The 22,403-nt window shown below is 66.7% G+C and carries 17 protein-coding genes; 9 read left to right on the plus strand and 8 right to left on the minus strand.

What is annotated here, in order from left to right; genetic code table 11:
* Positions 1-36 precede the first annotated feature (36 nt).
* The gene (locus tag K3M35_RS22570; protein ID WP_175428146.1) at positions 37-1,797 is read right to left on the minus strand and encodes an ArsR family transcriptional regulator; all 1,761 of its coding nucleotides are present in this window, start codon (positions 1,795-1,797) and stop codon (positions 37-39) included.
* 456 nt (positions 1,798-2,253) lie between these two features.
* Positions 2,254-2,655, minus strand: coding sequence for a hypothetical protein (locus tag K3M35_RS22575; protein ID WP_193904223.1), 402 nt, complete (start codon positions 2,653-2,655; stop codon positions 2,254-2,256).
* A gap of 96 nt (positions 2,656-2,751) precedes the next feature.
* On the opposite strand from K3M35_RS22575, the gene K3M35_RS22580 reads away from it, so the two are divergent.
* Positions 2,752-4,074 carry a nuclease-related domain-containing protein gene (locus tag K3M35_RS22580; RefSeq protein ID WP_138846072.1) on the plus strand — a complete coding sequence of 441 codons (1,323 nt, stop codon included), beginning with the start codon at positions 2,752-2,754 and terminating at the stop codon, positions 4,072-4,074.
* 399 nt (positions 4,075-4,473) lie between these two features.
* Here K3M35_RS22580 and K3M35_RS22585 read toward each other — a convergent pair whose 3' ends face one another.
* Positions 4,474-4,674 (minus strand): hypothetical protein, encoded by a 201-nt coding sequence (locus K3M35_RS22585; protein ID WP_138846073.1) that lies wholly within the window; start codon positions 4,672-4,674, stop codon positions 4,474-4,476.
* 214 nt (positions 4,675-4,888) lie between these two features.
* Here K3M35_RS22585 and K3M35_RS22590 point away from each other — a divergent pair, with 214 nt between their 5' ends.
* On the plus strand, positions 4,889-7,621 hold the full coding sequence (locus tag K3M35_RS22590; RefSeq protein ID WP_138845854.1) for a LuxR C-terminal-related transcriptional regulator: 2,733 nt from the start codon (positions 4,889-4,891) through the stop codon (positions 7,619-7,621).
* A gap of 33 nt (positions 7,622-7,654) precedes the next feature.
* Entirely contained in the window at positions 7,655-10,669 is a 3,015-nt protein-coding gene (locus K3M35_RS22595; RefSeq protein ID WP_039583599.1) for a Tn3 family transposase, read from the plus strand.
* Positions 10,670-10,692: 23 nt separating this feature from the next.
* Here K3M35_RS22595 and K3M35_RS22600 read toward each other — a convergent pair whose 3' ends face one another.
* Positions 10,693-11,361 (minus strand): TetR/AcrR family transcriptional regulator, encoded by a 669-nt coding sequence (locus K3M35_RS22600; RefSeq protein WP_039583585.1) that lies wholly within the window; start codon positions 11,359-11,361, stop codon positions 10,693-10,695.
* 129 nt (positions 11,362-11,490) lie between these two features.
* On the opposite strand from K3M35_RS22600, the gene K3M35_RS22605 reads away from it, so the two are divergent.
* The 5 genes from K3M35_RS22605 (at position 11,491) to K3M35_RS22625 (ending at position 16,352) form a co-directional block, all read left to right on the plus strand.
* On the plus strand, positions 11,491-13,062 hold the full coding sequence (locus K3M35_RS22605; RefSeq protein ID WP_039583601.1) for an MFS transporter: 1,572 nt from the start codon (positions 11,491-11,493) through the stop codon (positions 13,060-13,062).
* Positions 13,063-13,074: 12 nt separating this feature from the next.
* The gene (locus K3M35_RS22610) at positions 13,075-13,356 is read left to right on the plus strand and encodes a universal stress protein (protein ID WP_225623914.1); all 282 of its coding nucleotides are present in this window, start codon (positions 13,075-13,077) and stop codon (positions 13,354-13,356) included.
* Positions 13,357-13,484: 128 nt separating this feature from the next.
* A complete protein-coding gene (locus K3M35_RS22615) occupies positions 13,485-14,102 on the plus strand; it encodes a recombinase family protein (protein WP_006553200.1) in 618 nt (205 codons plus the stop codon).
* Positions 14,103-14,775: 673 nt separating this feature from the next.
* The gene (locus K3M35_RS22620) at positions 14,776-15,039 is read left to right on the plus strand and encodes a hypothetical protein (protein ID WP_220666997.1); all 264 of its coding nucleotides are present in this window, start codon (positions 14,776-14,778) and stop codon (positions 15,037-15,039) included.
* 62 nt (positions 15,040-15,101) lie between these two features.
* The gene (locus tag K3M35_RS22625) at positions 15,102-16,352 is read left to right on the plus strand and encodes an IS256 family transposase (protein ID WP_220666998.1); all 1,251 of its coding nucleotides are present in this window, start codon (positions 15,102-15,104) and stop codon (positions 16,350-16,352) included.
* 460 nt (positions 16,353-16,812) lie between these two features.
* Here the strand turns inward: K3M35_RS22625 and K3M35_RS22630 are convergent, their stop codons facing one another.
* Both K3M35_RS22630 and K3M35_RS22635 read right to left on the minus strand, forming a co-directional pair.
* Positions 16,813-17,310, minus strand: a complete 498-nt coding sequence (locus K3M35_RS22630) for a hypothetical protein (protein ID WP_138845857.1) — start codon at positions 17,308-17,310, stop codon at positions 16,813-16,815.
* Between the two features lie 21 nt (positions 17,311-17,331).
* A complete protein-coding gene (locus K3M35_RS22635; protein WP_138845858.1) occupies positions 17,332-19,215 on the minus strand; it encodes a cutinase family protein in 1,884 nt (627 codons plus the stop codon).
* A gap of 447 nt (positions 19,216-19,662) precedes the next feature.
* Here K3M35_RS22635 and K3M35_RS22640 point away from each other — a divergent pair, with 447 nt between their 5' ends.
* Complete coding sequence (locus tag K3M35_RS22640; protein ID WP_138845859.1) at positions 19,663-20,157, plus strand: hypothetical protein; 495 nt, start codon at positions 19,663-19,665, stop codon at positions 20,155-20,157.
* Between the two features lie 7 nt (positions 20,158-20,164).
* Here K3M35_RS22640 and K3M35_RS22645 read toward each other — a convergent pair whose 3' ends face one another.
* The gene (locus tag K3M35_RS22645) at positions 20,165-20,962 is read right to left on the minus strand and encodes an RNase H family protein (protein WP_175428118.1); all 798 of its coding nucleotides are present in this window, start codon (positions 20,960-20,962) and stop codon (positions 20,165-20,167) included.
* A gap of 268 nt (positions 20,963-21,230) precedes the next feature.
* Complete coding sequence (locus K3M35_RS22650; protein WP_138845861.1) at positions 21,231-22,145, minus strand: hypothetical protein; 915 nt, start codon at positions 22,143-22,145, stop codon at positions 21,231-21,233.
* Positions 22,146-22,403 lie beyond the last annotated feature (258 nt).

The raw sequence follows: 22,403 nt of genomic DNA on the forward strand, positions 1-22,403 counted from the left end.
CGCTGCTCCCCTCCACTCCGGTTATCCGCTCGCAGCTTATGCAGCCAGGGCCACAGCACGGGACAAAGACGCCAGCACCCGACCGAGTGCTCCAGCAAAGTCCGCCCGACCATCCTCACCCGCCGGGAAACGGCCACGGAGCAGAGGGAACGGGTGCTCGGCACGGACCGGCTTCCGGCTCCGCGGTGCTCGTCGCCACGCCAACTCTCGTTGCCACCACTCCCACATCAGCGATTCCGCGGTGTACAGCCGCTGACGTGCTTCGATCACGCCCGCCACGCCCAGCTTCACAGCGGCAGCAGCCATAGCCGAGACCACCTTCTTCACAGCCCGACCGCACCGAGTGACAAGTCCGAGGTCCTGCAGGAGCCGCAGGTGCCGAGTGACCGTCGCTGCGGGGAGGCCCGTCGCCTGGGAGAGCGAGGAGGTGCTGTGGTGGCCCGATAGGACGGCACGGTGGGTGGCACCGCAGGCGCCACCGAGGCCGGGGCTGGTCCAGAGGTCGTGGCGGGCGTGGAGCAGGGTTTGGTGGAGGAGGGTGCCCAGGAGGGGATCGGGGGCGGGTACCCCTTGTGATTCAGTTCTAACCTCAACGGAAGGAAGGTCCAACCGATACCGATCGGATCGTGTTCCCCGGCACGTGTCTACTCGGGTGATCCAGCCGTTCTCCCGCAGCCAACTCAGCGCCCTCGACGCCGTCGGCTGCGTGACTCCCGCAGTCAGGGCCAGACGTCGCTGATCGATGTCGAACTCTGTCCGTCCGGTCTCCCACGCGATCAGGCACAGTGCATCGAGAACACATCGTCTGTGGACTCCGGCGTTGCCGCTCCACTGTGTGGGGTCGGTACCGGCGGCGTGCTGAATCTGGTGGGCGCGAAGCCTGCCGCCCTTGTCGGTGGTTGTCTCCGCGCGACGGGGATGCTTCTGGGTCCATCGGTTCCAGGCTGCCAAGGCACGGTCCCACTGGCGCAGCGCGAACCGATCGATGTCGGGGCGTTGAACGCGGCCGGTACTGCCGTAGCGGCCGGTGCGGAGATATTCGAGGGCGGGTGCGGTACGCGCGGCGGAGAGGACATCGTCGGTGCGCCATCCGTTGGCGGCCATGCGCAACAGGGCAGAGAACGCAGGGCCACTGTGGTCGTCTCGTGGGCGGATGGGGGTCGACAGCGCGGCGTGGAGCGCGGCGTGGCGGGCGTCGTCTTCGAGGTTGCAGCGGATGGCGGGGGCCCGGGTTTCGACGATGGTCGGGCCCGTGAGGACTTCCAGGCTCGGGGACTTGCGGGATGTACGGGGCTTCGGCTGCGGCGTCGGCTCGGTGGTGCCGGCGGTGTTGAGGACCGTCAGCATCATGGTCAGATGCTTGGAGAGCCGGCGCAGGTCGAGCATGGTCGCGCCGAGGGACAGTGCGGCGAGCGCTTCGTTGGGATCACCGTCGGGATCGGACAGTACGGGGGTGGAGCATGTGCCACTGCGGTGAGCGGAGGCCGGGAGACGGACGCAGCCGGTTCGCGGGTTGGTCAGGGGCGACAGGTCGAGGCTGCTGTGGAGCTGTTTGGTCAGGCGGGCGAGGGAGCGCACGGCTCCGGCGGCTACCGGCTCGGCCATGCGGATCCAGACGTGGCGGCCCCATTGGCTGCCGGAGGCTGTCACCAAGTGTGGGATGTTCAGCGACCGCAGTGTCGAGGTGAAGGCGAGTGCGTCAGCAATGGAGTCAGCGAGTCCGATCGACGGTGTTTGGGTCGAGTCGAAGTCGAACGCGAGGAAGCGATAGGTGCCGTGGGGGTCGGCGAGGTACATCGCGACGGGGAAGTCCGGTAGGTCGGCCGGAAACGGCGCGTCGGTGTAGATGTGGGTGCGCGCGGTGTCGACTCGGGCCGAAGGTCGCGGGGACCATTCGTGAAACGCCTGGTAGTAGGTGTGGCGCCAGTTGTGGTTAGTGACAGTTGTGACAGCGTCGTTGTGTGTTGCCGATGGATCAGCGCATAGATGTGCGCTACCATCGAACTGTCCTGCTAGCACAGGAAAGCTCCTCATTGGTTCGGAGCCGCGGATCAGCAGAGCTGGTAACTCTGCCCCGCACATGAACACTGGTTCGGTGAGTTGGCGCTCACCGAGCAGCTACAGAAGCCCCGCTTATGCGGGGTTTAGCTGTTTCTAGGGGTGGTTAGTTCCTAGACATGTACGTCCACGGCTGATGAAGTTGTTCATGGGCCTGACGCCGGTTGGCTGGTAAGGCCGGCCCGGCGTATGGCGTTAGCCGGTCATCAGCAGCTGGCTCCTCTCGGGCATCAGGTGCCCTAGACCTACGCGGTGGGCAAGCAGAGAGGCGACGACGTCGGGGCGACGAAGAGCTGCCTCGGCCGCGAACTCGTCGAGGACCGGGACGAGTTCCTTGGGCACGCGAATCGCGAGTGTCCCTGTCCCCTCCGATTCATGGGCCACCGATGGGATGACTTCTGCGAAGTCGAACATCGGCTCACCGTGAAGGACGAGGTCAGGGCGACCGGCGGTTTCGGAGAGCAAGTCAGCGACTGCTCTGCTTACAGGCAGACCACGTCGCTCCGCATAGGTAGCGAGAGCATCGACGACGGCCTGGGGCGCGTGGAAACGAATCTGCGTTCGTTCGCCGAGGTGTGGTTGAGCCATGGCGGTCATTAAACACGCATAACTGTTACGGAGTTGCACGACACGCCGCACTTGTAACAGTTACGGCTGAAACACCCGGCGAAGCGCCTCCGTACCTTCACCGACATGAGCACACCAGACGCCCACTCCGTCGGCGGCGACAACCCCGCCCTCGCCGGGCAGTCCCTCCGCAACCGCTCGCGCGCGCAACGCCGCGCCCTGCGCACCATGACCGGTCAGCTCATAGTCACCGCCAGCGCGATCACCGCGACGGTCACCACCATCGCTCTGCTGTTCGTGCTCCCGCTCATGGACGCCCTCGCCGTGGGCACCTACAGCGCCGCGGCACTCGCCGCCGCCTACGCACTCATCACCTTCCCACGCCGCGCCGCAGCAGTCGGCTTCGCGCTCGTCGCAGCGGCACTGGTCTTCACTATTGGTCGGTCCTACGACCTCGGGGCCGCTGCATCCTGGGCCGCTATCCTCGCATGCGCAGTCACCTCGGTGGCTGTGTTCTCGACCCGTCGCACCACCCGAACCCCGTACCTCCCCACCGTCGCAGCCCTGACCGTCATCGTCACGGCCTTCTGGACGACGGCCGCCCTCGCGCTACCGCGTTGGCTGTGGGTAGCCCCCGCCCTCATCACGAGCCTGGTCGCTGTCGGGTGGCGCGCCGCGTGGCCGATCACCTGGCGGGCACACCACGCGGGTTGGCGCTCAAAGATCCGGTACCGCACCGGCGCGCCCCTTGCCGAGCGCCCGAACGGGGACGGCCGGTGGATGGCCGAGGAGTACCTCGAGGTCGGCGCTGACGCCGAACGCATCACCGCTCACATGTTGACCGGCCTCGATGACCGCTGGCACGTGTTGCACTCTCGGGCACTGCACTACACGGCGGCGGATGCGGACCACATCGTGATCGGCCCGGCTGGTGTCCTGCTCATCGACAGCAAGTACCGGTCAGGGCACTTCGAAGCCCGCCCCTGGGTTACCGAAGATGGCACCGCAGGCAGCGACTGGTTCTACAACGGCCAGGTGCTCGACGCCAGCCTCGCGCAGTCGGCGATCTTCGAAGCTGACCGCATCGCGTGGGCCTTCCACGCCGATGGCCTCGATCGCCAAGCGGTCCCGATCGTCCTCGCCATCCACGGCGCCCGCATGAATGTGCCCTGGGGGGAGTGGACGATCGAGCTGCTTGGTGATCCGGTTGACGATGACTCCGAGACGCCGGTGGTCGGTACCCGACTCGTCACACTCGTCGACGCGACCCACCTGGTCGACTACCTGACATCGTTGCCGGCCCGACGGTTCACGACGCCCACAAAGCGCGAGCTCACTGTGGGGCAGGAGAAGTCGTTGTCACCAGAACTGGTCGAGGAACGCGCACAGCATCGCTACGTTCGCGATCTCGCCGCGGTATGTGAGCACCTGTTCCCACGCACCGCGTGACCGCCCAGCATGCCGACACAGGTACAGGAAAGGTTAATCAGCGCGAAGGGCCCGACCGTTGTACGACGAGAACCTTCCGATTGTTGAGACAAACCGATTTTCACTGCAGCGGAGCGGGGGTAGCCGTCGTACAGGACGGTTGAATTCGATTGCGAGCCAGGAGCGCGCTCACCCTTCGTATCGGCTGGAGCACACCTGCCGGTTGGACTCGACGCAGGCACAGGCACTGGCACTGGTTTTGTCCGGAGGATCCGGCAGCCAACCAGGGAGTTGTCTGACCTGAAGGCGCCATCCGCGATCACCAGCGCCGGACACGGTCCGGTCGACCCAGACTGGGGCTCCGTCGAGCCGGGTTCGTAGTGGGCGGGTTCGTGCGGGCCGGGCGTGGAGTGTTGTCGCTTACTGCTGATCGGGGCCATGGGCGGCGAGGAGCTTGGCTCGGGCGACGCGCAACAACGGTCCCAGTGCCTCGGGCTCGATACCGAGGCACTGTGCGATCAGGACGTCGGGCACCCGGGCGTCGCGGAGCCGCAACGCTAACGAATAGGGCACCGGCAGCCGCCTCAGCGCGTCCTCCCATAGGTCCCGTTCGGTGGCCATGCCGCCAGCATCGATCGCCCGGGCTCCAACGGCACGAGTATTCGGCTACTCCAATCCTTATGCGCCGATAGTGAGCGTCGAGAGATGAACAGTGGCGCAACGCCAGAAATGCCGGTCGGTGAGGCCTGCATGGTGACCACCTTTTGTCCTCACTGACTCGTTTATCGGATGAATCGCTCCCTGAGAGGCGACGTGCCGCTTCTACGCTCTATTTATGGGCAGGGCATGGCCGCTGACCGGCCGGGCAGAAGAAATGCAGTTCATCGAGGGAGCGCTACGGCGTAAGAGTGGACCGCGCGGTGTCGTCCTCGCGGGCGCCGCGGGAGTGGGCAAAACCCGTTTGGCCCGAGAGACGATGGCAGGAGCGGCACGGCGCGGCCACGCGGTGTGGTGGGTGCCGGCGACCGCGTCGGCGCGGACGCTACCATTCGGCGCGTTCGCCGGGCTGTTCGACGTAGCGGGTGACGATGCGGGGCAGGTGCTGCAGCGCGCCACCGCTGCGCTCACCGGTGGTCGGGGCGCCGGTGAAGTGGTGATCGTGGTGGACGACGCCCACCAGCTCGACGAGATGTCGGCGCTCCTCGTACACCATCTTGCTGTGCGGTGCGCCGCCGCTGTGGTGGTGACGCTGCGGAGCGATGAGCTGGCGCCGGACGCGATCACCGCGTTGTGGAAGGACCGCTATCTGGACCGGTTGGAGGTGCAACCGCTGTCAGAAGAGGAAACTGCAATGCTGCTTGAGTCGGTCCTGGGCGGGCAAGTCGACTCCGTCACGGCGGGACGGTTGTTCGACCTGTCGCGAGGTAGTGCACTGTATCTGCGGCAGCTGGTCGACGGAGCACTCGAGGCCGGACGGCTGCGGCAGGACGGCGGGGTGTGGCGCTGGGAGGGACCGTCGATGGTGCCGCAGGGCCTGACCGAGTTGCTCGAGACTCGGATGGGCACCCTGCCGGAATCGGTGCAGGAAGTGGTGGACCTTCTTGCTTTCGGAGAGCCGCTACCCGTGACAGCGTTGAGTCGGCTGACGGCTCCGGCTGCGGTCGAGCAAGCGGAGACGCGGGGAGTGATCAGCGTGAGCGGCGATGACGATGCGCTGCAGGCCAGGCTCGGACACCCGCTATACGGGGAGGTGCGCCGGCTGCGCACCGGCCGGTTACGTGCGGCGCAGTTGCGTGGCCGCCTTGCCCAAGCCCTCGGCGACACCGATGACGGCGGGTCGTTCCTGCTGCGGCGGGCGGTGCTGACCTTGGACTCGGATCTGCCCGGGGATTCGGAGTTGTTTGTAGCCGCGGCGGACCGGGCGTTCGCGCTGTGTGATTTCGATTTGGCCGCCCGATTGTTCCGGGCAGTTGTGGTCGCCGGCGGGGAAACCGAATCCCACGCCCGGCTCCTCGTCGCCCTGGCGCAGTGCAACGCTGCGACCGAATTCGAGCACGAAGCCGCCACGCTCGCCGGGCGCGTTACCACCGACTTCGAGCGGGTGCAGATCGCGGTGTCGCGGGCGATCAATCTTTATTGGAACCTGGGGCGGACCGACGCCGCCGCGATCACTCTGGACGGTATCGAAGAGCAGGCTCGAACGGCCGGATTGACTTCGGTGCTCGATGCGCTGCGCGCAGCATTTTTCTCGGGACTCGGCCAGTTCGAGGAGGCGATCGCCGTAGGACAGTCCGCACTGGGGCATGCGGAATTGCCCGATTCCTCGGTGGTTCTTGCCGGCTGGGGAGTTATGGCCGGACTCGGCAATCTGGGGCGGGTCGACGAGATCGGACCCTGGGCCGAGCGTGCTCATCAGGCGGCAGCTAGGGAGCCCCTTGTGCGGATGCTCCGCCCGACCCTGGCCCTGGTCGAAATGCACGTTCTTGGGGTCGGCGGCTACGCCCACCAAGCGGAGAATGTCACGCGGACACGTCGCGACGAGAGTTGGCAGTCGCCGGGTTTCGGCCAGTGGACGGCTACAGCGCTGTTCGGCTGCGCCGCGCTGGCGCGTGGACGGGTCATCACTGCACAGCGCCGGCTCCGTGATGCTTTGGGCGGCTTCGGCTCGATTCAGCACGCAGCATGGCGGAATATCTGCCGTCTGAACCTTGCCCATGCGCTAGCACTGTCTGGGCAACCGGTTGCCGCGGCGCAGGAGTTGTCTCTTCTCGAGTCCCAGCGGGACATCTACTCGACAGTGTTTGCCCCGGAGTTGCTCATCGTTCGTGCCCGGGTTGCGGCTGCGGAGGGGACGGTCAGCGCAGCCATCGCGTTGGCCCATGACGCGGCGCACATCGCGGCAGAAGCGAGGCAGAGCGCATACGAGGTGTACGCGTTGCACACGGCGGTGTGTCTCGGGGACCACACCGTCGCGCTCCGGCTCTCCGAACTGGCCAGCACAGTGCAGGGGCCACGGGCGAGCGCGGCGGCCGCGCAGGCTGCGGCACTGGCCGCCAGCAACGGGCCCGGCCTGCTCGTGGTCTCTGAGGAGTTCGAGCAGAGGGGAGATCTGCTTGCCGCTACCGAGTCCGCCGCTCAGGCCGCGGGGGTGTTCTTCCGCCAGCAGTTGCGCGGGTCGGCGCATGCGGCAGCGACACGAGCACACCGGTTGGCGGAAGACTGCGAAGGACTTCGAACGCCGGCGTTGCTGGAAGCAGACCGTCCGCTGCCGCTGACCGGTCGGCAACGCGAGATCGCGACCCTCGTTGCCCATGGACTGTCCAACCAGCAGATCGCCGACCGGTTGACCATGTCGGTACGCACTGTCGAAGGACATATCTACCGTGCTGCCACCAAGCTGGGCGTCACCAGCCGAACCGAGCTCGCTGCCCTCATCCGTGACGAGGGCCCAGAAGGGGTAGCCGTAGCATCCGCCGGAAATCGGGCGGATTTGGCGTATCCGACTGGTGGGCACGGGGTTTCGAGTTCGGCATGCACTGTCGACTGGTTGGTGCTTGACTGCCGATGATGATGTTGGTCGGTGCTGGTGGAGGCTGAGGTCGTGGCGACGCGGATGTTCGCGGACGAGGAGTTGGAACGACTGCGGGGATTCCCGGAGATCAGCCGCGAGGAGCTGTTCCGGTACTTCACGCTGACGCCTGCGGATCTGGCGTTCGTGGATCCGGGCCGGGGCCGGGGCCCAGCCGAGCGGCTGGGCTTGGCGATCGCGTTGTGTACGCTGCCGTGGCTGGGATTCGTGCCGGATCGGCTGGTCACGGCTCCGCCGGTGGCGGTGGCTCGTGTCGCCGAGCAGTTGCGGTTGGATCCGGTGGTGATCGGTGCCTACGGCAGGCGAGCCAAGACCCGCACCGAGCATGTGCGCCTGGCCGCGCGGTACCTGGGATGGCGTGCGGTCGGTGCGCTCGAGTTCAAGGAGCTCGATGAGTTCCTGCTCGCGCGGGCGATGGAGCACGATTCCCCGACTCTGCTGTTCCGGCTGGCGTGTGAGTATCTGATCTCGGCGAAGGTGATCCGGCCAGGCCCGGTCACCGTGGTCGAGCGGGTCGCCCACGCCCGCCACCAGGCCCAGACCGAAACCTATGACCGGCTCGCTCACGAGTTCACTGCGGCGCGGTGCGCGGAGTTGGACGGCTTGCTTGTCACCGACGCTTCGCTGGGGATCTCGCGGTTGCGGTGGCTGTCGACCGGGCCGGTGGAGGCCTCGGCGGCCGCGGTCCGCGCCGAGGTCGACAAGCTGGGTTTCCTGCGCGGGTTGGGCGCTGATCGGCTGGATATGTCGGTGCTGCCCGCCGAGCGGCGCCGGTTTTTGGCCACGATGGGCCGGCGCCTGAGTCCGCAAGCGCTGCAACGTCGGGATCCGCAACGCCGGTATCCGATCCTGCTCACGGTGCTGGCCCAGTCCGGCACCGATGTCCTCGATGAGGTCGTGGCGTTGTTCGATCAGGCGATCTCGGTGAAATTCGGTGCTGCCGAACGGAAGATGCAGCAGCGGCTGGCCGAACGAGGAAAGACTGGAGAGGACCGTCAGGCGCTGCTGGACGATCTGTTGGAAATCGTCACCGACCCCGGCGTTCCGGATGAGGAGATCGGTGCGCTGATCCGCGGCGAGAAGATCGGGTGGGAGCGCCTGCGCGCGGCGATCGCCCAGGCCAAGCCCAGGTTGCCGCGTGATCACGGGCATCTGGCGGCGTTGGATTCCTCCTACAACTACCTGCGTCAGTTCACCCCCGCGGTGCTCGAAGCGGTGCGCTTCTGCGGCGGTACCGCCGCGACCGAGTTGCTGATCGCGGTGAACATGCTGCGCGAGTTGAACGCGACCGGGCGGCGCAAGGTCTTCGATGACGCCCCGACCGGGTTCGTGCCGATGAAGTGGCGCGGCTACCTCGACGAGGCCCGCAAATCCGGCAGCGCGACCGCGTATCGGCACTACTGGGAGTTGTGTGTGCTGCTCGGATTGCGTGACGGGTTGCGCAGCGGGGATGTGTTCGTGCCGGGCTCGCGCCGTTACGCCGACCCGGCCGCCTACCTGCTCACCACCGGGCAGTGGGAACCGCAACGCGTTGAGTTCTGCGGCCTGGTCGGGCGATCCGCCGATCCTGGCGTCGCGCTGGCCACCGTGGTCGCCGAACTGCACGACGCTCTCGGTGAGCTGGAGGAGGTGCTGGCCGGCGGGGACGGCCCGGTCCGGCTGGACGAGGGCGGGGATCTGGTGATCTCGCCGCTGAGCGCGGAAGATGTTCCCGCCGAGGCGATCACGCTCAAGGCCGAGCTGACCGAAATGCTGCCGTTCGCGCCGATCGTGTCGCTGCTGATCGAGCTGGACAAACGCACCGGCTACCTGGACTGCTTCACCCACGCCGGCGGTCAGGCCACCCGGACGCCGGAGCTCAAACGCAACCTGATCGCGGTACTGCTGGCGCACTCGACGAACCTGGGGTTGACCCGGATGGCCGAGGCGTGCGGAATCACCTACGACATCCTGGCCTGGACCGACGAGTGGTATGTGCGCGAGGAGACCCTGCGCGCGGCCAACCTGGTACTGGTCGGCTACCACCAGCGGCTGCCGCTGACCGCGGTGTTCGGCGCCGGAACACTGTCGTCGAGCGACGGGCAGCGTTTCCCGACGCGCGGTAAGTCGACCACGGCGCGGCCGTTGAGCCGCTATTTCGCCAGCGAGGGCCTGTCGACCTACACCCATGTCAGCGACACCCACGCCACCTACGGCACCAAGGTCATCGTGGCGACCAAACGCGAAGCCCACTACGTGCTCGATGAGATCCTGGGCAACGCCACCGATCTGCCGATCACCGAGCACGCCACCGACACCCACGGGGTCACCCTGGTCAACTTCGGGTTGTTCGACCTGCTCGGGATGCAGCTCTCGCCACGGATCCGGGATCTGGGGCGGATCACCCTGTACCGGCCGGGCCCGCGCGCCGAGGCCGAGGCCCGGTTCCCGCACGCGGGCCCGCTGATGACCCGCAAGGCCAACCTGGGTTTGATCGCCGAGCACTGGGACGATCTGCTGCGGTTGGCCGGATCGCTGAAGTTCGGGCACGCCACCGCGTCGCTGTTGGTCGGCAAGCTGTCGGCGTCGGGGCGGCAGAACACCCTGGCCGCGGCGCTCAAGGAGTACGGGGCGCTGCGGCGCACCATTTACGCCGCGAGATACCTCTCCGATCCGGACTACCGGCGCAAGATCTCGCGGCAGCTCAACAAGGGCGAGTCGCTGCACGCGCTGCGCCGCGACCTGCTCTATGCCCATGAGGGGATGATCCGGGCGCGCCACCTCGAGGACCAGACCGAGCAGGCCTGGTGCCTGACCTTGACGACCAACGCTGTGATCGCCTGGACCACAGAGTATTACGGGTTCGCTGTCGAGCAGATGCGCCGGACCGGGCAGCGTATCGATGACGAGGTCCTGGCCCACATCAGCCCGGCCCACAGTGCCAACATCAACTTCTTCGGCGCGATCGAGGTCGACATCGACGCCGAGCTGGCCCAGCTGGGCCCGACCGGGTACCGGCCGCTGCGGGTGCGCGACACCTTGTTCTGACCGCGCGGAACCGGGGCCCGTGGTTACGGCGTGGCGATGTCGATAGCGGTGTCTGCTGGCGTGGGTGTTCGGTGGGCGGTGAGGAAGTTGTCGACGAGCCGGGTGCAGTCGTCGTGGTCGATGCTGCGTAATCCGGTGAGACGGGCGAACACGATCGGGCCGAGGAGTTCGATGATGGCGAAGGTGGTGTCGAGCTCGCCGAGCATCGCGCGGGCCTCGGGACTGGTGAGGATCTGGTCGAACGGGTGGCGGTACTGCTCGATGACGCGCGCGCGCAGCGAGGTGACCGCGGCCGGGTCGGGGTGGTCCTCGCCGATGGAACCCATCGCCAGCCAGGCCAGGGTGGTCATCTGCACCGGAGCCTGTTCGATGAGGTCGGCCTGGCTGGCGAGCAGCGCCAGGAGCCGCTCACGCACGGGCCCGGTGCCGGTCGGTGTGTCGACCTGGGGAAGTAGTCGTTCGAAAGTCGCCGCGAGCAGCTGGGTGGTGCTGCCGAAGTGCCGGTAGAGGGTGGCGCGGGCGACCTTCGACACGCGGGTGACCGCCTCGACGGTGACCGCCTCGACACCGCCGGTGGACAGCAGATGGGTGGCCGCGTCGAGCAACCGGTTGCGTGAGCGCGCCAGTCGCGGATCGGCCTGCTCGTCGTCCGCGGCGAGCGGGTCGGTCGCCGCCGGGCCTGAGTCGGTCATGGACGCGCCTTCCTCCGAATTCGTGTCGTTGAACTCTTGATATGGGTGAACTCTATCCCACCCCCCAACCACTATGATACGAATGGTCTCGTACAGATACCGTTGGTCTTCAAAGTCGGGGAGGTGCCGGTGGCCACACCCGGAACGGACACTGTCGAGATCGCCCGCTGGACCAGGGCCCAGTGGTGGATGCTGGCGGTGTCGTGCCTGGCGGTGGCGCTGGTGGTCGCGGCGATGGCGGCGTTGTATTCGGCGTTGCCGCAGATCGCGCTTGCGACCGGGGCCACCCAAGCCCAGCTGACCTGGATCGTCGACGGCTACACGCTGGTGCTGGCGTGTCTGGTGCTGCCCGCCGGCGCCGTCGGTGACCGTTACGGGCGCCGCGTGGTGCTGGTGGTGGGGTTGGTGGTGTTCGCCGCCGCCTCGGCGCTGCCGCTGCTGCTGTCCGACCCGGCCTGGTTGATCGCGACGCGCGCGCTGGCCGGGGCAGGCGCCGCGCTGGTGATGCCCTCGACGCTGTCGATCCTCACTGCAGGGTTCGCCCCCGCTCATCGCGGCCGGGCGGTGGGGATATGGGCCGGGGTCGCCGGATCCGGGGCGATACTGGGGATTCTCGGTGCCGGGGTGCTGCTCGAACGATGGTCGTGGCTATCGGTGTTCGTAGGGTTGACCGTGGCCGGGGCGGTGCTGGCGGGGTTGGCGTGCACCATCGCCGAGTCCCGCCAGCGCGAGCATCCGCAGGTGGACTGGGTGGGCGCGGTGGCGGTGGCGGTCGCTGTCGCGGCGATCGTGTTCGCCGTGATCGAGTTCCCCGCGCGCGGCTGGGCCGACCCGCTCGTCGCCGCCGCCGCCGGGGTCGGCGTGGCCGCGACGGCGGCCTTCGTGGTCGTCGAGCTGCGCTCGGCGGCGCCGCTGCTGGATGTGCGGTTGTTCGCCCGCCGTGGTTTCGGTGCCGGGTCGCTGTCGGTGACCATCCAGTTCCTGGTCACCTTCGGGGTATTCCTGCTGCTTGTGCAGTACCTGCAGCTGGTCTTCGGTTACGGGCCGCTGGCCTCGGCGCTGGCGTTGGCGCCGATGGTGGTGCCGCTGGTCGTGATCTCGGTGATCGCGCCGTGGCTGTCGAGCCTGGTCGGGTTACGGGTGATGACCGTGGCCGGCCTGCTCACCATCGCCGCCGGGCTGGTGCTGGTGAGCCGGCTGACACTCGCCGCGCACTACCTCGACCTGCTGTGGCCGCTGCTGATCATGAGCGCGGGCCTGGGATTGTGCACCGCGCCGGCGACCTATGCCATCGTCGCCGACACCCCCGAGGCCAAACACGGGGTCGCCGCCGCGGTCAACGACGCCGCCCGCGAGATCGGCGCCGCGATCGGGATCGCCGTGGCCGGCAGCGTGCTGGCCGCCGGCTACACCCACCGCATCCAGCCCGCCCTGCCCCAGTTGCCCGAGCCCGCCCGCGGCCCGGTCGCCGATTCCCTGGCCGCGGCGCTGCAGGTCGCCGACCAGGCCGGACCGGTGGCCGCACCGCTGGCCGAGTTCGCCAAGGCCGCGTTCGTGCACGGCAGCGGCCAGGCCGCGCTCGCCCTGGCCGCCCTCACCACCGTCGGGGCGATCGTGCTGGCAGTACTGGCCCCCGGCCGCGCACCACGCCGCCGATACATCTCGACCATTTCCCCCGCAAAACACGCTCCCTTCTCGTGAAAGACGCCCGTCATGACGGCCTATCGCACGATCATCGTCGACACCGACGGATCCGACCGCTCCTACCGTGTGGTCGACCACGCCGCCGAACTCGCCCACGCCACCCACGCCCGGCTCCTGATCATCTGCGCCCGCCACCCCATCGACGCACGTGAGCTCGGGGCGGACCTCGACCGGCTCGGACCCGACGCCTACCAGCTACGCGGCACCACTCCCACCGAGGCCATCCTGCGGACCGCCCACCAGCACGCCCTCACCCACAACACACCCCCACACACCGATAACACCCCCTGACCTGTTCCGTAACCGGATCGGCCACCGGAACACCACGCAGAGCCAACGTCGGCCCAGCTCACCGGTGTTCCGTAGAGGTGTTCCGCTGACTGTGCCGGTCAGCCCCCGCTATCTGGAACACTTTCGGCATGGGTGAGCCGTTCCGCGTCGGATACTGCCGCTGCTCCACCGACGAACAAGACGTCGAGATCCAAACCGAGCAGCTATTGGCGCTCGGAGTGCCGCGTGAGCGGATCTTCATCGACAAAGGGTTCTCCGGGACCACCCGCAAGAACCGGGCCGGGCTCGACAACGCACTCGCCGCCGTCACCTCCGCCGCGGCGGCCATCGACGGGCGACAGGTAGTGCTGACCACGCCGAAGTTCGACCGATTCGCACGCAACATGGCCGAAGCAGGCCAGACCCTGACCGAACTGCGCGAGCGCGAGGTGCTGTTCGGACTCGGGAGCTCGATCTACGACTGGAACGACCCGTTCGGCAAGCTCTTCCTGCAAACCTTGGCCATGGTCGCCGAATTCGAGGCCAACCTCAACCACCTACGCACCCGCGAGGGCATGGCCAAGGCCCGCGCGAAAGGCAGGCTCAAGGGCAAGCAGCCGAAACTTCCTCTCACGGCACGGAAAACAATCCACCGCCGCTACCACGACCCCGCCGACGACGCGAGCCTGGCGGACCTGGCCGAGGAATACAGCGTCGGCCGCTCCACCATCCACCGCATCGTCAGCAGTGCTGCACCACGAGCCTGAGAATTCACCAGCCTGTCGTCAGGATCCCGCTACTTTGCACTTCCTGACAACCTTGGGTTGCGGGCCCTTACGTCCCACACGAGTTCTGGCCCGAATCGGATCGTCGGCGAGCTGGGCGGATACGCCGCGCCCGCCAGGAGCCGGTGGCGAGACAGACGATCGTTTCGACCCAACAGGCCGAGCGGATCACCGACCGGGCACTACGCCATATCCGCCCGATTTTCGGCAAATGCTACGGCTACCCCCAGAAGGATGACCCGGACGGAATCGGAAGTACGCGTTGCACATCGGTTCGAGGACGCGACCCGACCCAACGGCAGGCCACTCACGGTGTGCTGCGCGACCACCGTGGCTCGTCGGCATAGCTACCATCCTCAGCCGACAGATGCCACTACAGTTTGAACAGCTGTCGATGCGACTTCGACACTCCGTACTCGTGCGCCACCCTGTCTCAGGGTTCCATGTGCATTTCGCATGCCACTGAACTTCGGAGTGTGCCCGATCCCCTCGACGCCCCTTGGCGGCTGTTCCACCGCCGGGCGCTCGTGTCGCGATTGTGAGGCGAAGTGACGTAGTGGACTACCTGCCCCACCACCCTCGGCTCGTTTCACCATTGGTTGCGTCAGATTCGGATCGAGGTCGATCGAACCTCACCAGGCACGGAGGAAATGACATGAACAAGAAGATTCTCGGGGCATCGGCCTCGGCAGTCGCGGCCGTTGCAGCGGTCGGACTGCTCAACACAGGAACTGCCGGAGCAGCGACATCCCTTGGACCGACGACGAATTCGTGTGCTCCCGGCGGGGGCGCCGCAGCGCCGGTCGCCGTCGCCGGCGGTGTGTTCATCGCCGATCCAAACAACCCGATTCCGACGGGTGTGCATGTCAGCTCTGTCGGCACCGGAAGTCTCAACGGCGACGTCCCGGGGACTGTCTGAATAACGGTGGATCCGGGTTGGCCTGACACGCCGAGCAGCGAGCTTGGCGGGAAGGATCGACCATGACGGAAACACTGGAGCCCATGGCGGACGAGGTGAACCAGCTGGAGTTGGCGCAGCAGCTGCTGGCCCAGGCCAAAGAGCAGGGCATAGAGCTGATGGGCCCGAACGGACTGCTCGGGCAGTTGACGAAGAACGTGCTCGAAACCGCCCTGGATGCGGAGATGACCGAGCACCTCGGCTACGAGAAGAACGACCCGGCCGGACGCGGCAGCGGCAACTCCCGCAACGGCACCAGATCGAAGACGGTGCTCACCGAGATCGGCCCGGTCGAGATCGACGTCCCGAGGGACACCGACTCGAGCTTCGAACCGAAGATCGTGCGCAAACGGCAACGGCGGCTGACCGGCATCGACGAGATCGTGCTTTCCCTCAGCGCGAAAGGGCTGACCACCGGAGAGATCTCGGCGCACTTTCAGGACATCTACGGAGCGTCGGTGTCGAAGGACACCATCTCCCGGATCACCGACAAGGTGCTCGAGGAAATGACCGAATGGCAGAACCGGCCCCTCGATCGGGTATATCCGGTGGTGTTCATCGACGCCATCCACGTCAAGATCCGCGACGGTCAGGTCACCAACCGACCGATCTACGTCGCGATCGGGGTGAGCGTCAATGGCGAACGCGACATCTTGGGGTTGTGGGCCGGCGACGGCGGGGAGGGTGCGAAGTTCTGGCTGGCGGTGCTCACCGAGATCAAGAACCGCGGAGTCGCTGATGTGTGCATCGTCGTCTGCGACGGGCTCAAGGGTCTGCCGGATGCGATCAATACGGTGTGGGAACTGGCGGTGGTGCAGACCTGCATCATTCACCTGATCCGCAACACTTTTCGGTTCGCACCACGTCAGCATTGGGACGAGATGTCCCGCGATCTCAAGCCGATCTATACCGCTCCGACCGAGGCCGCGGCCAAGGAACGGTTCGTCGAGTTCGCCACCAAATGGGGGCCGAAGTATCCGGCGATCGTGCGGTTGTGGGAGAACGCCTGGAGCGAGTTCGTGCCGTTCCTCGACTACGACATCGAGATCCGGCGGGTGATCTGCTCGACGAACGCGATCGAGTCGATCAATGCCCGCTACCGGCGGGCGATCCGCGCCCGTGGGCATTTCCCGACCGAGCAGGCCGCGCTGAAGTGTCTCTATCTCGCGACGCGGGCTCTGGACCCCACCGGTCGGGGTAGGGCACGATGGGCGATGAGGTGGAAGCCTGCCCTCAATGCCTTCGCGATCACTTTCGAAGGACGCATCAACTAACCGATGCCAGGCCGGATCCACCGTTTATCGGACACTCCCACGTCCCGGGAAAAGCCGAGAACGGTGGAATCATGATTCCCACGACTGGGATCGGTGTCGGCACAGTCAGCGGGACGTATGTCCGTCAGATCGGGGCGAATCCGCCCGAATCCTGTTCCGTGAACGGCATCTTCCTGCTGCCGTGACCATGCGGTCTCGGCCCGGACCTTCGGTGAGTTCACCATCAGGTGATCTCCCCGAAGTCCGGCCCTGGGGACAGGCTCACGTGTAAATGGCAGTTGAAGACCGACCCCTCGAAAATCCTGGCCTCAGTCGAGGCCAGGAGGGAGCGTGTGTTGTCTGTGGAGACTGGGCCGAGATCCGGCGACTGCACTGATTCGATCCGGATCCTGCGGGGATCGGACCTGCGACCTGGCGTCCGGCTTATCTGCCCCCCGGATCCGTTCTCGTTCATCATCTGTCAGGCGGAGAAGTTGCGGCGCATCAGCTCGTCGAACTCCCGCTTGGTCTCGTCGGTGCTACTGCCGCCGTCGCGTAAGTCTTCGACGAGAGCGTCATGGTCGATGTCTGCGACCGGAGTTGCTGCAGTCGGAGCGTCCCACCAGCCAGTTGGTGCCGCTTCGCTGGGCGCGGCTGGCGCAACAGTCTCCACGCGCTCGGGTCGGCGGAGATGCCGCCGGGCGTTGTCCCGCTCGCGGCGAAGGTGCTGCAACCTGCGATGCTGGTCGAGCGCAACGGCGGACAGCAAGTAGGCGAGCACCCCGAGTATCGCCACGAGCGGGAGGGGTATGAGCCATCGCGGCGCCTCTGCCCAGGCGAGAAGTGCGACCGGGACGTTCATCATTACGGAGATCATCAGCGCCACCCACCACGTGGGGACAGCGAGCGCGGTCTGAATGAGGGCGATGCTGATGAGTATCGCGAGCACGATCGCGCCCGCGTGAAGTATCGCGGACATGGCCGGCGCCTTTCTGTTTGGTCAGTTGCCCGCGGCTGCGGGCTCACCCTCGACGGTAGAGACGGTCGGTGACGGTGTTGCAGATGTCGTTGCCGGTGTCTTCTTGGTGGTCGTCGCGGTCGAATTGCGGCCTGCGAGTTCGCTGGTGAAGTAGTCCGCGGTCCAGCTCAGTGCGTCACGGCCGCGGGAGTCGACGACGAGCTGGCCGTAGTTCTGGTGCGCACCACCGGAATAGAAGGAGATGGCTCGGGTCGCGGAGCGAGTGACGGAGGCGACGTTGAACGAGGTGGCGAGGTTCGACACCGCGCCGAGGTCGACGCCGTCGAGGATCCCGCTGGTGTCGGCCGCGGTGGCGAGGGTGTCGAGGATCAGCGGTGGGATCGCGAGCAGGTCACCGCTCATCACGTACTTCACGATCAGAGCGACGTTCTGAGCGAGTGCGGTCAGGTCGAGGCGGTTGATGACCTTGAGGACATCCCCGGCCAGCCTTTCGGGTGACCCGGTGGGCATGGTCTGCAGGATCGCAATGAGCGGGTCGAGATCGACCGAGTCGACAGCTTCGACGATGCCGACGAGCTTGGCGTTGAGGGCGTTGACGATGTTGGGCATGGCGGGGAAGTCGCCGACGGCGGCGAGCGAGCCCAAGGTGGTCAGGTCGTTGACGATGCCTTGGAAGTCGATGCGTGCGACCTTGCCCGAGGTGACCGAGGCTTGGCGGAGCAGAGAGACCGGTTGGATGCCACGCACGATGCGTGCGGCCGCGGTGACATCGCTACCGCCGAGTCCTGCGAGCGGGCCGAGAACTTCGGCGAGGTCGGCGGCGGAACCCATGAGTTGATTTGCGCCGAGGCTCTCGGCTCCGTCGGCGAGGCTGTCGAGGATCCTTGAGAGGTTGTCGATGTCGACACTGCGGACTGTGTTGAGGACGGTGCTGGCGCGGTACTGGGCCGTGTCCTGGGAGAAGTCAGTAAGGGTGGCGGCGGCGTATCCGTTGCTGATGTTCTGCGCGAGGCTGCGGACCAGCTGGCTGTCCTTGCGTGTTTGGGTCGCGATCGTGCGCGCGCCAGCGGTGTCCCCGGAGGAGAGTGCGGTCTGGATGCGAGTGGATGCGGTCTTGAGGCCGTCGATGTTGAGATGGGCGAGATCGGTGGCCGTGGCGGTGTCGGCAGGGTTGGTGGGGGCGTCGTCGGCGCTGCTTGCCAGCCCGACGTTGCCGAGCACCGATCCGATGCCACTGAGGAGACCGTCGTCGCCCGGGGTGGCGCAGTAAAGGTCGGGGGCGGGATCGCAGATGGTCATGACCTTCATGCCGGAGAACCCGTCGGTACGCGGACCGGCGATGCCGTGGCCGGGCGGATTCGGGCCGACGACAGTTTCCCCGGGGGTACCGCGGCGAGGGTCTGCGATCAAGACGGTGGCGCGCAGTCTGGATGCGGGGATCGGACCGTTGCCTTGTGCGATCTGTTCTGCGATGTCGCCGGCGATGTCAGCGCCTTGGCTGTATCCGGTGAGTCCGAACAGGGTGGACGGGCAGCGAGCGGCGCGCTGCTTGAGTGCGGTGCTGACGGCGGCGACGCCGTCGGCCTTGCTGTCGGCGTAGCCGACGCCTTGGTCGAAGGCGGTGGCTTCGTAGGCGGGGAAGAGAGAGCTGATGGTGCCGCCGGACTTGGCGGCGGCCTTGTCGGTGACAGTCTTGAGCATCCCCACGGGCGTACTCGGGTCTGCGTTCTTGTTGGTCTCCCAGGTGCCTGGGACGGCGATGATTTCGGCGGGGGAGCAGTCGCCGGGAGCGGCGTATGCCGGGGGGCCGGCCAGCGCGCCGACGCCGAGGCTGGTTGCGCCTGCGACGGCTGTGGTGAGTGCAGCGGTGGCGGCGCGTGTGAGCATGGATGCGCGGGGCGTCATCGGGCATCTCCGAGTCAGGTGTGGGCCCGGATCGACGTCGATGGCCGGTGTGATTGGCCGGTCTCGCTGTCCCCGGATCCGCTGGGTGTGGACGCGGACACCCTGGCAAACGCCTTCTCCACTCTGATGAAAAAGGCTATCTACCTGAACAAAAAGGAGGAGCGCCGGCAAGGCCGACGCTCACTACGCTCTATCGGATCTGCCCACACACACCCGCCGCGAGGGAGGGGTGCATAGGTAGCGCGACTCTCTGGGAGACGCGGCCGCACGACGTGGATGAACCAGCCGCCAGCACGTCCAATAGTAGTAGACATTCTCGGTGAGGCCAACCGCGATGGAGGATCGGCGCGGTGCCCGAGCCTCGTGCCCACTGGTCATCAGCTCCGACCGGCAGCTGGTGAACCGGACCGATAGCTTGTGCCGCACCACCGATTGGAAGGAGCGCAGATGACCAAAGCTGAGTCCGTATTCGAGATGGCCGCGACCCGGCTGCGGAGTGTCGCCGGTCGCGCCACCCCGGGGCCTTATCTCCGATCGAAGGCCGTACCTGGCGCTTTGCGCTGCGTGGACGCTCCCGATGGCGGGGAGCAGCACCTCGCATTCGGAATTGCGCGGCAGGAGGATTTTCGCCTTCTCGTCGGTGCCGATCCGGGGATGTACGAGCTGTTAGCGGCGGTGTTCGCGGCGGCCGCCGGGTCCGATGCGGCCGCACCGGAGCTGGCGGACCTGGCGGCGTACCTGAGTCAGAAGATGGGGTTGAAGCTGCCTGCGGTCGCGTTCTATCCAGCAGACGAGGCGGTTGTCGAGGACCCGGAAGCACCCGCTGCGGCGCCCGTCGTCGCTCCGGAGCCGACTCCCACGGCACCCTCACGGGCACCTCGCGCACACTCCGTGGTCCAGCCTGCCGCAACCGCCCCGGCGTTGGACGCCGCAGACCTGTAGTCACGGTTCATGCAGCGACCAACTGAACTGCGTCACCACCGATCCTCCGGTACATGTCCGACGCGACGGTTGGAGAAACGTCGAACTCGTTGTTGCGGCGCACCGCAATCGCTGCCCGGTGGGCCGCCTCGTTCAGTGGATGCCCATCGTGACCACGGACCCAGCGCACCGTGCTTCCGGTCCGTTGCAGCTTCTCCCTCAGCGCCCGGACTCGGCCGGCGTGACTCGAAATGAGCCAACGGGGGACGTCGGGATCGTTGCTCTGCAGGTAGGTAGCGACGTGCAGACTGTCGGTGAGGATCTCCAGCTGGCCAGTGTGTCGGCGCACCGCCATCTCGATCGCGAGGCACTCACCCAAGTTGATGCTCTCCACGTCGGGTAGGTAGTCGACGTAGACCCTGCCGGCGGCGTCCACTGCGCTGATGCCGACACCGGCGCGGCCGCGACGCTTCGACGCGTCGGTGGCGACCTGCAGAATCGACTCCGGTTTGCCGCTGCGGGTCGGGTCGGGGTTCTTCGACGATTTCGGTACCTCGGGTAGAGCGCGTCCGGCGGCATGGAAGAGTTCGGAAAGGCAGCCGAGCGGACTCGCTGTGAGGACGACTGCGGGGAAGCTCGCAGCGCATCGTCGTGTCTCGGCGCGGACTCCCGAATGGTCGATGTACAAGGCGGGGCGGATGATGGATTGTTCGGCGAGCGCATAGAAGTGCTCGAACGCATCGAGTACTACCGCTTCGGCGCGCTGCGTGTGGTCACGTTCGAAGGGGACTGTCGTGGTGTGGCCATCTATGCCTTGATATGTCACAACGGCTGTGTGCGGCCGGATGCGTTGCGTCAGATCGGGGGTGGGTCGATCGACGCGAATGACTCCCGCGACCACCGTTTTTTCTGTGCGGTCTTGCCAGTTCCTCCATGATGCGTGCAGTGCAACGGGACTGAGGATGGCGTGGAGCGGCGACAGCGTGGGCATGAATCCTCCTCTGTGGGGATCGGTCCGCAGGACCGGGTTGTCGGGGACGACTCCACAGAACCTCCTCGGGCGGCGGATGTTTCAGTCCCCGGCTGTCGCACTGTCAGGGGGTCGGGCAGACCGAGTCGCAGCTCAGCTTGTTCGCGATGTAGAACCGTCCTCCGGCTGAGACCACCGTGTACTGCTGGTGGTACTCGTGGCTCACGCCGTCAGGGGTGGTGACCGTCAGTCGCACGTTGTAGACGTTCTCGGTCTCGGTGCTGGTGATCACGATGTTGTGGGTCGTCAGCGGGTCGAGTCGGTCGATGTCGGTTTGGATTGCCTGCGCGGTGGCGGGAGTGTTCTGGCTGGCGACGAGGTATCCGGCAGCGGCGGCACCGTTGCGCTGCTCGTAGTACGCGTTGTCGAAGCCGAGGATCACCCCGGGGCCGCTGGTGGTGTCCCCGGGAGCAGGAGCGGAAGCGACGGTGCTCGGCGTCGCCGGCGCGGTCGTCGTGACGGCAGCGGTTGTACCTACCGCCGCCGAGGATTCCTGATCTGTGAAGCCGCCCCGGAAAGTGCCGACGGCAACGGCGCCGAGGACCACAACCCCGGCGACGACAGCGACCACGCCGACGCGACGACGCTTTCCCGCGGGGGTTCGGGTCGGTTTCTGGGGAGTCCGAAGAAACGCGTCGGTGTCGAAGTCCCCTTCGGGCATGCCCCCGTAGGGATCTGCTGTGCGGGCGTCGGAAGAGTGGTGGTCATAGTCGGGTGTCTCGTAGTGATCGGCACCACGGTATTCGGACTCGGCGCGCGGATCCCAGGGCTCGTAGTCGGGTAAAGGGGCAGGGGTCACCGCGGGGAACGCAGCGGTCACCTCCGAGGCGTCGTCGAAGCCGTCGGTGCCCCCGCCGAATTCGTCCGCGACGTACTCGTCGCCGAACCCCTGGTCGTACCCGGGAGTGAAGCTCTGTCCGTCGGTGACTGGTCCCTCAGCCCATGGGTCGTCGCTGTCCCACTCGTCGTTCCCGGGCATTGGCTGTGTGTCGGGTTCTACGCGTCCGCGTGCCATGGCGTTCCTCGTATCGGGTCGGTCTGGTGGTCGGTGCGCAGAACCGTAGCCCCATGCTTCTCCACGCAGGTCATCGCTTGTTTGCCCTGCATGCGAACGCTTTTCACTCGGCGTCGGGTGGGAGTGGAGAAGCTCCGCTCTACGGTCGGCGCGACCTTTGCGACAACGTGCGGGGCCCCGCGTCGCACAGGCTCACCGGTCCCGGAGTCGCCGGGAACTCGG

Source organism: Rhodococcus sp. DMU2021 (assembly GCF_019641445.1).
In the GTDB taxonomy this organism is placed as follows: domain Bacteria; phylum Actinomycetota; class Actinomycetes; order Mycobacteriales; family Mycobacteriaceae; genus Rhodococcus; species Rhodococcus pyridinivorans.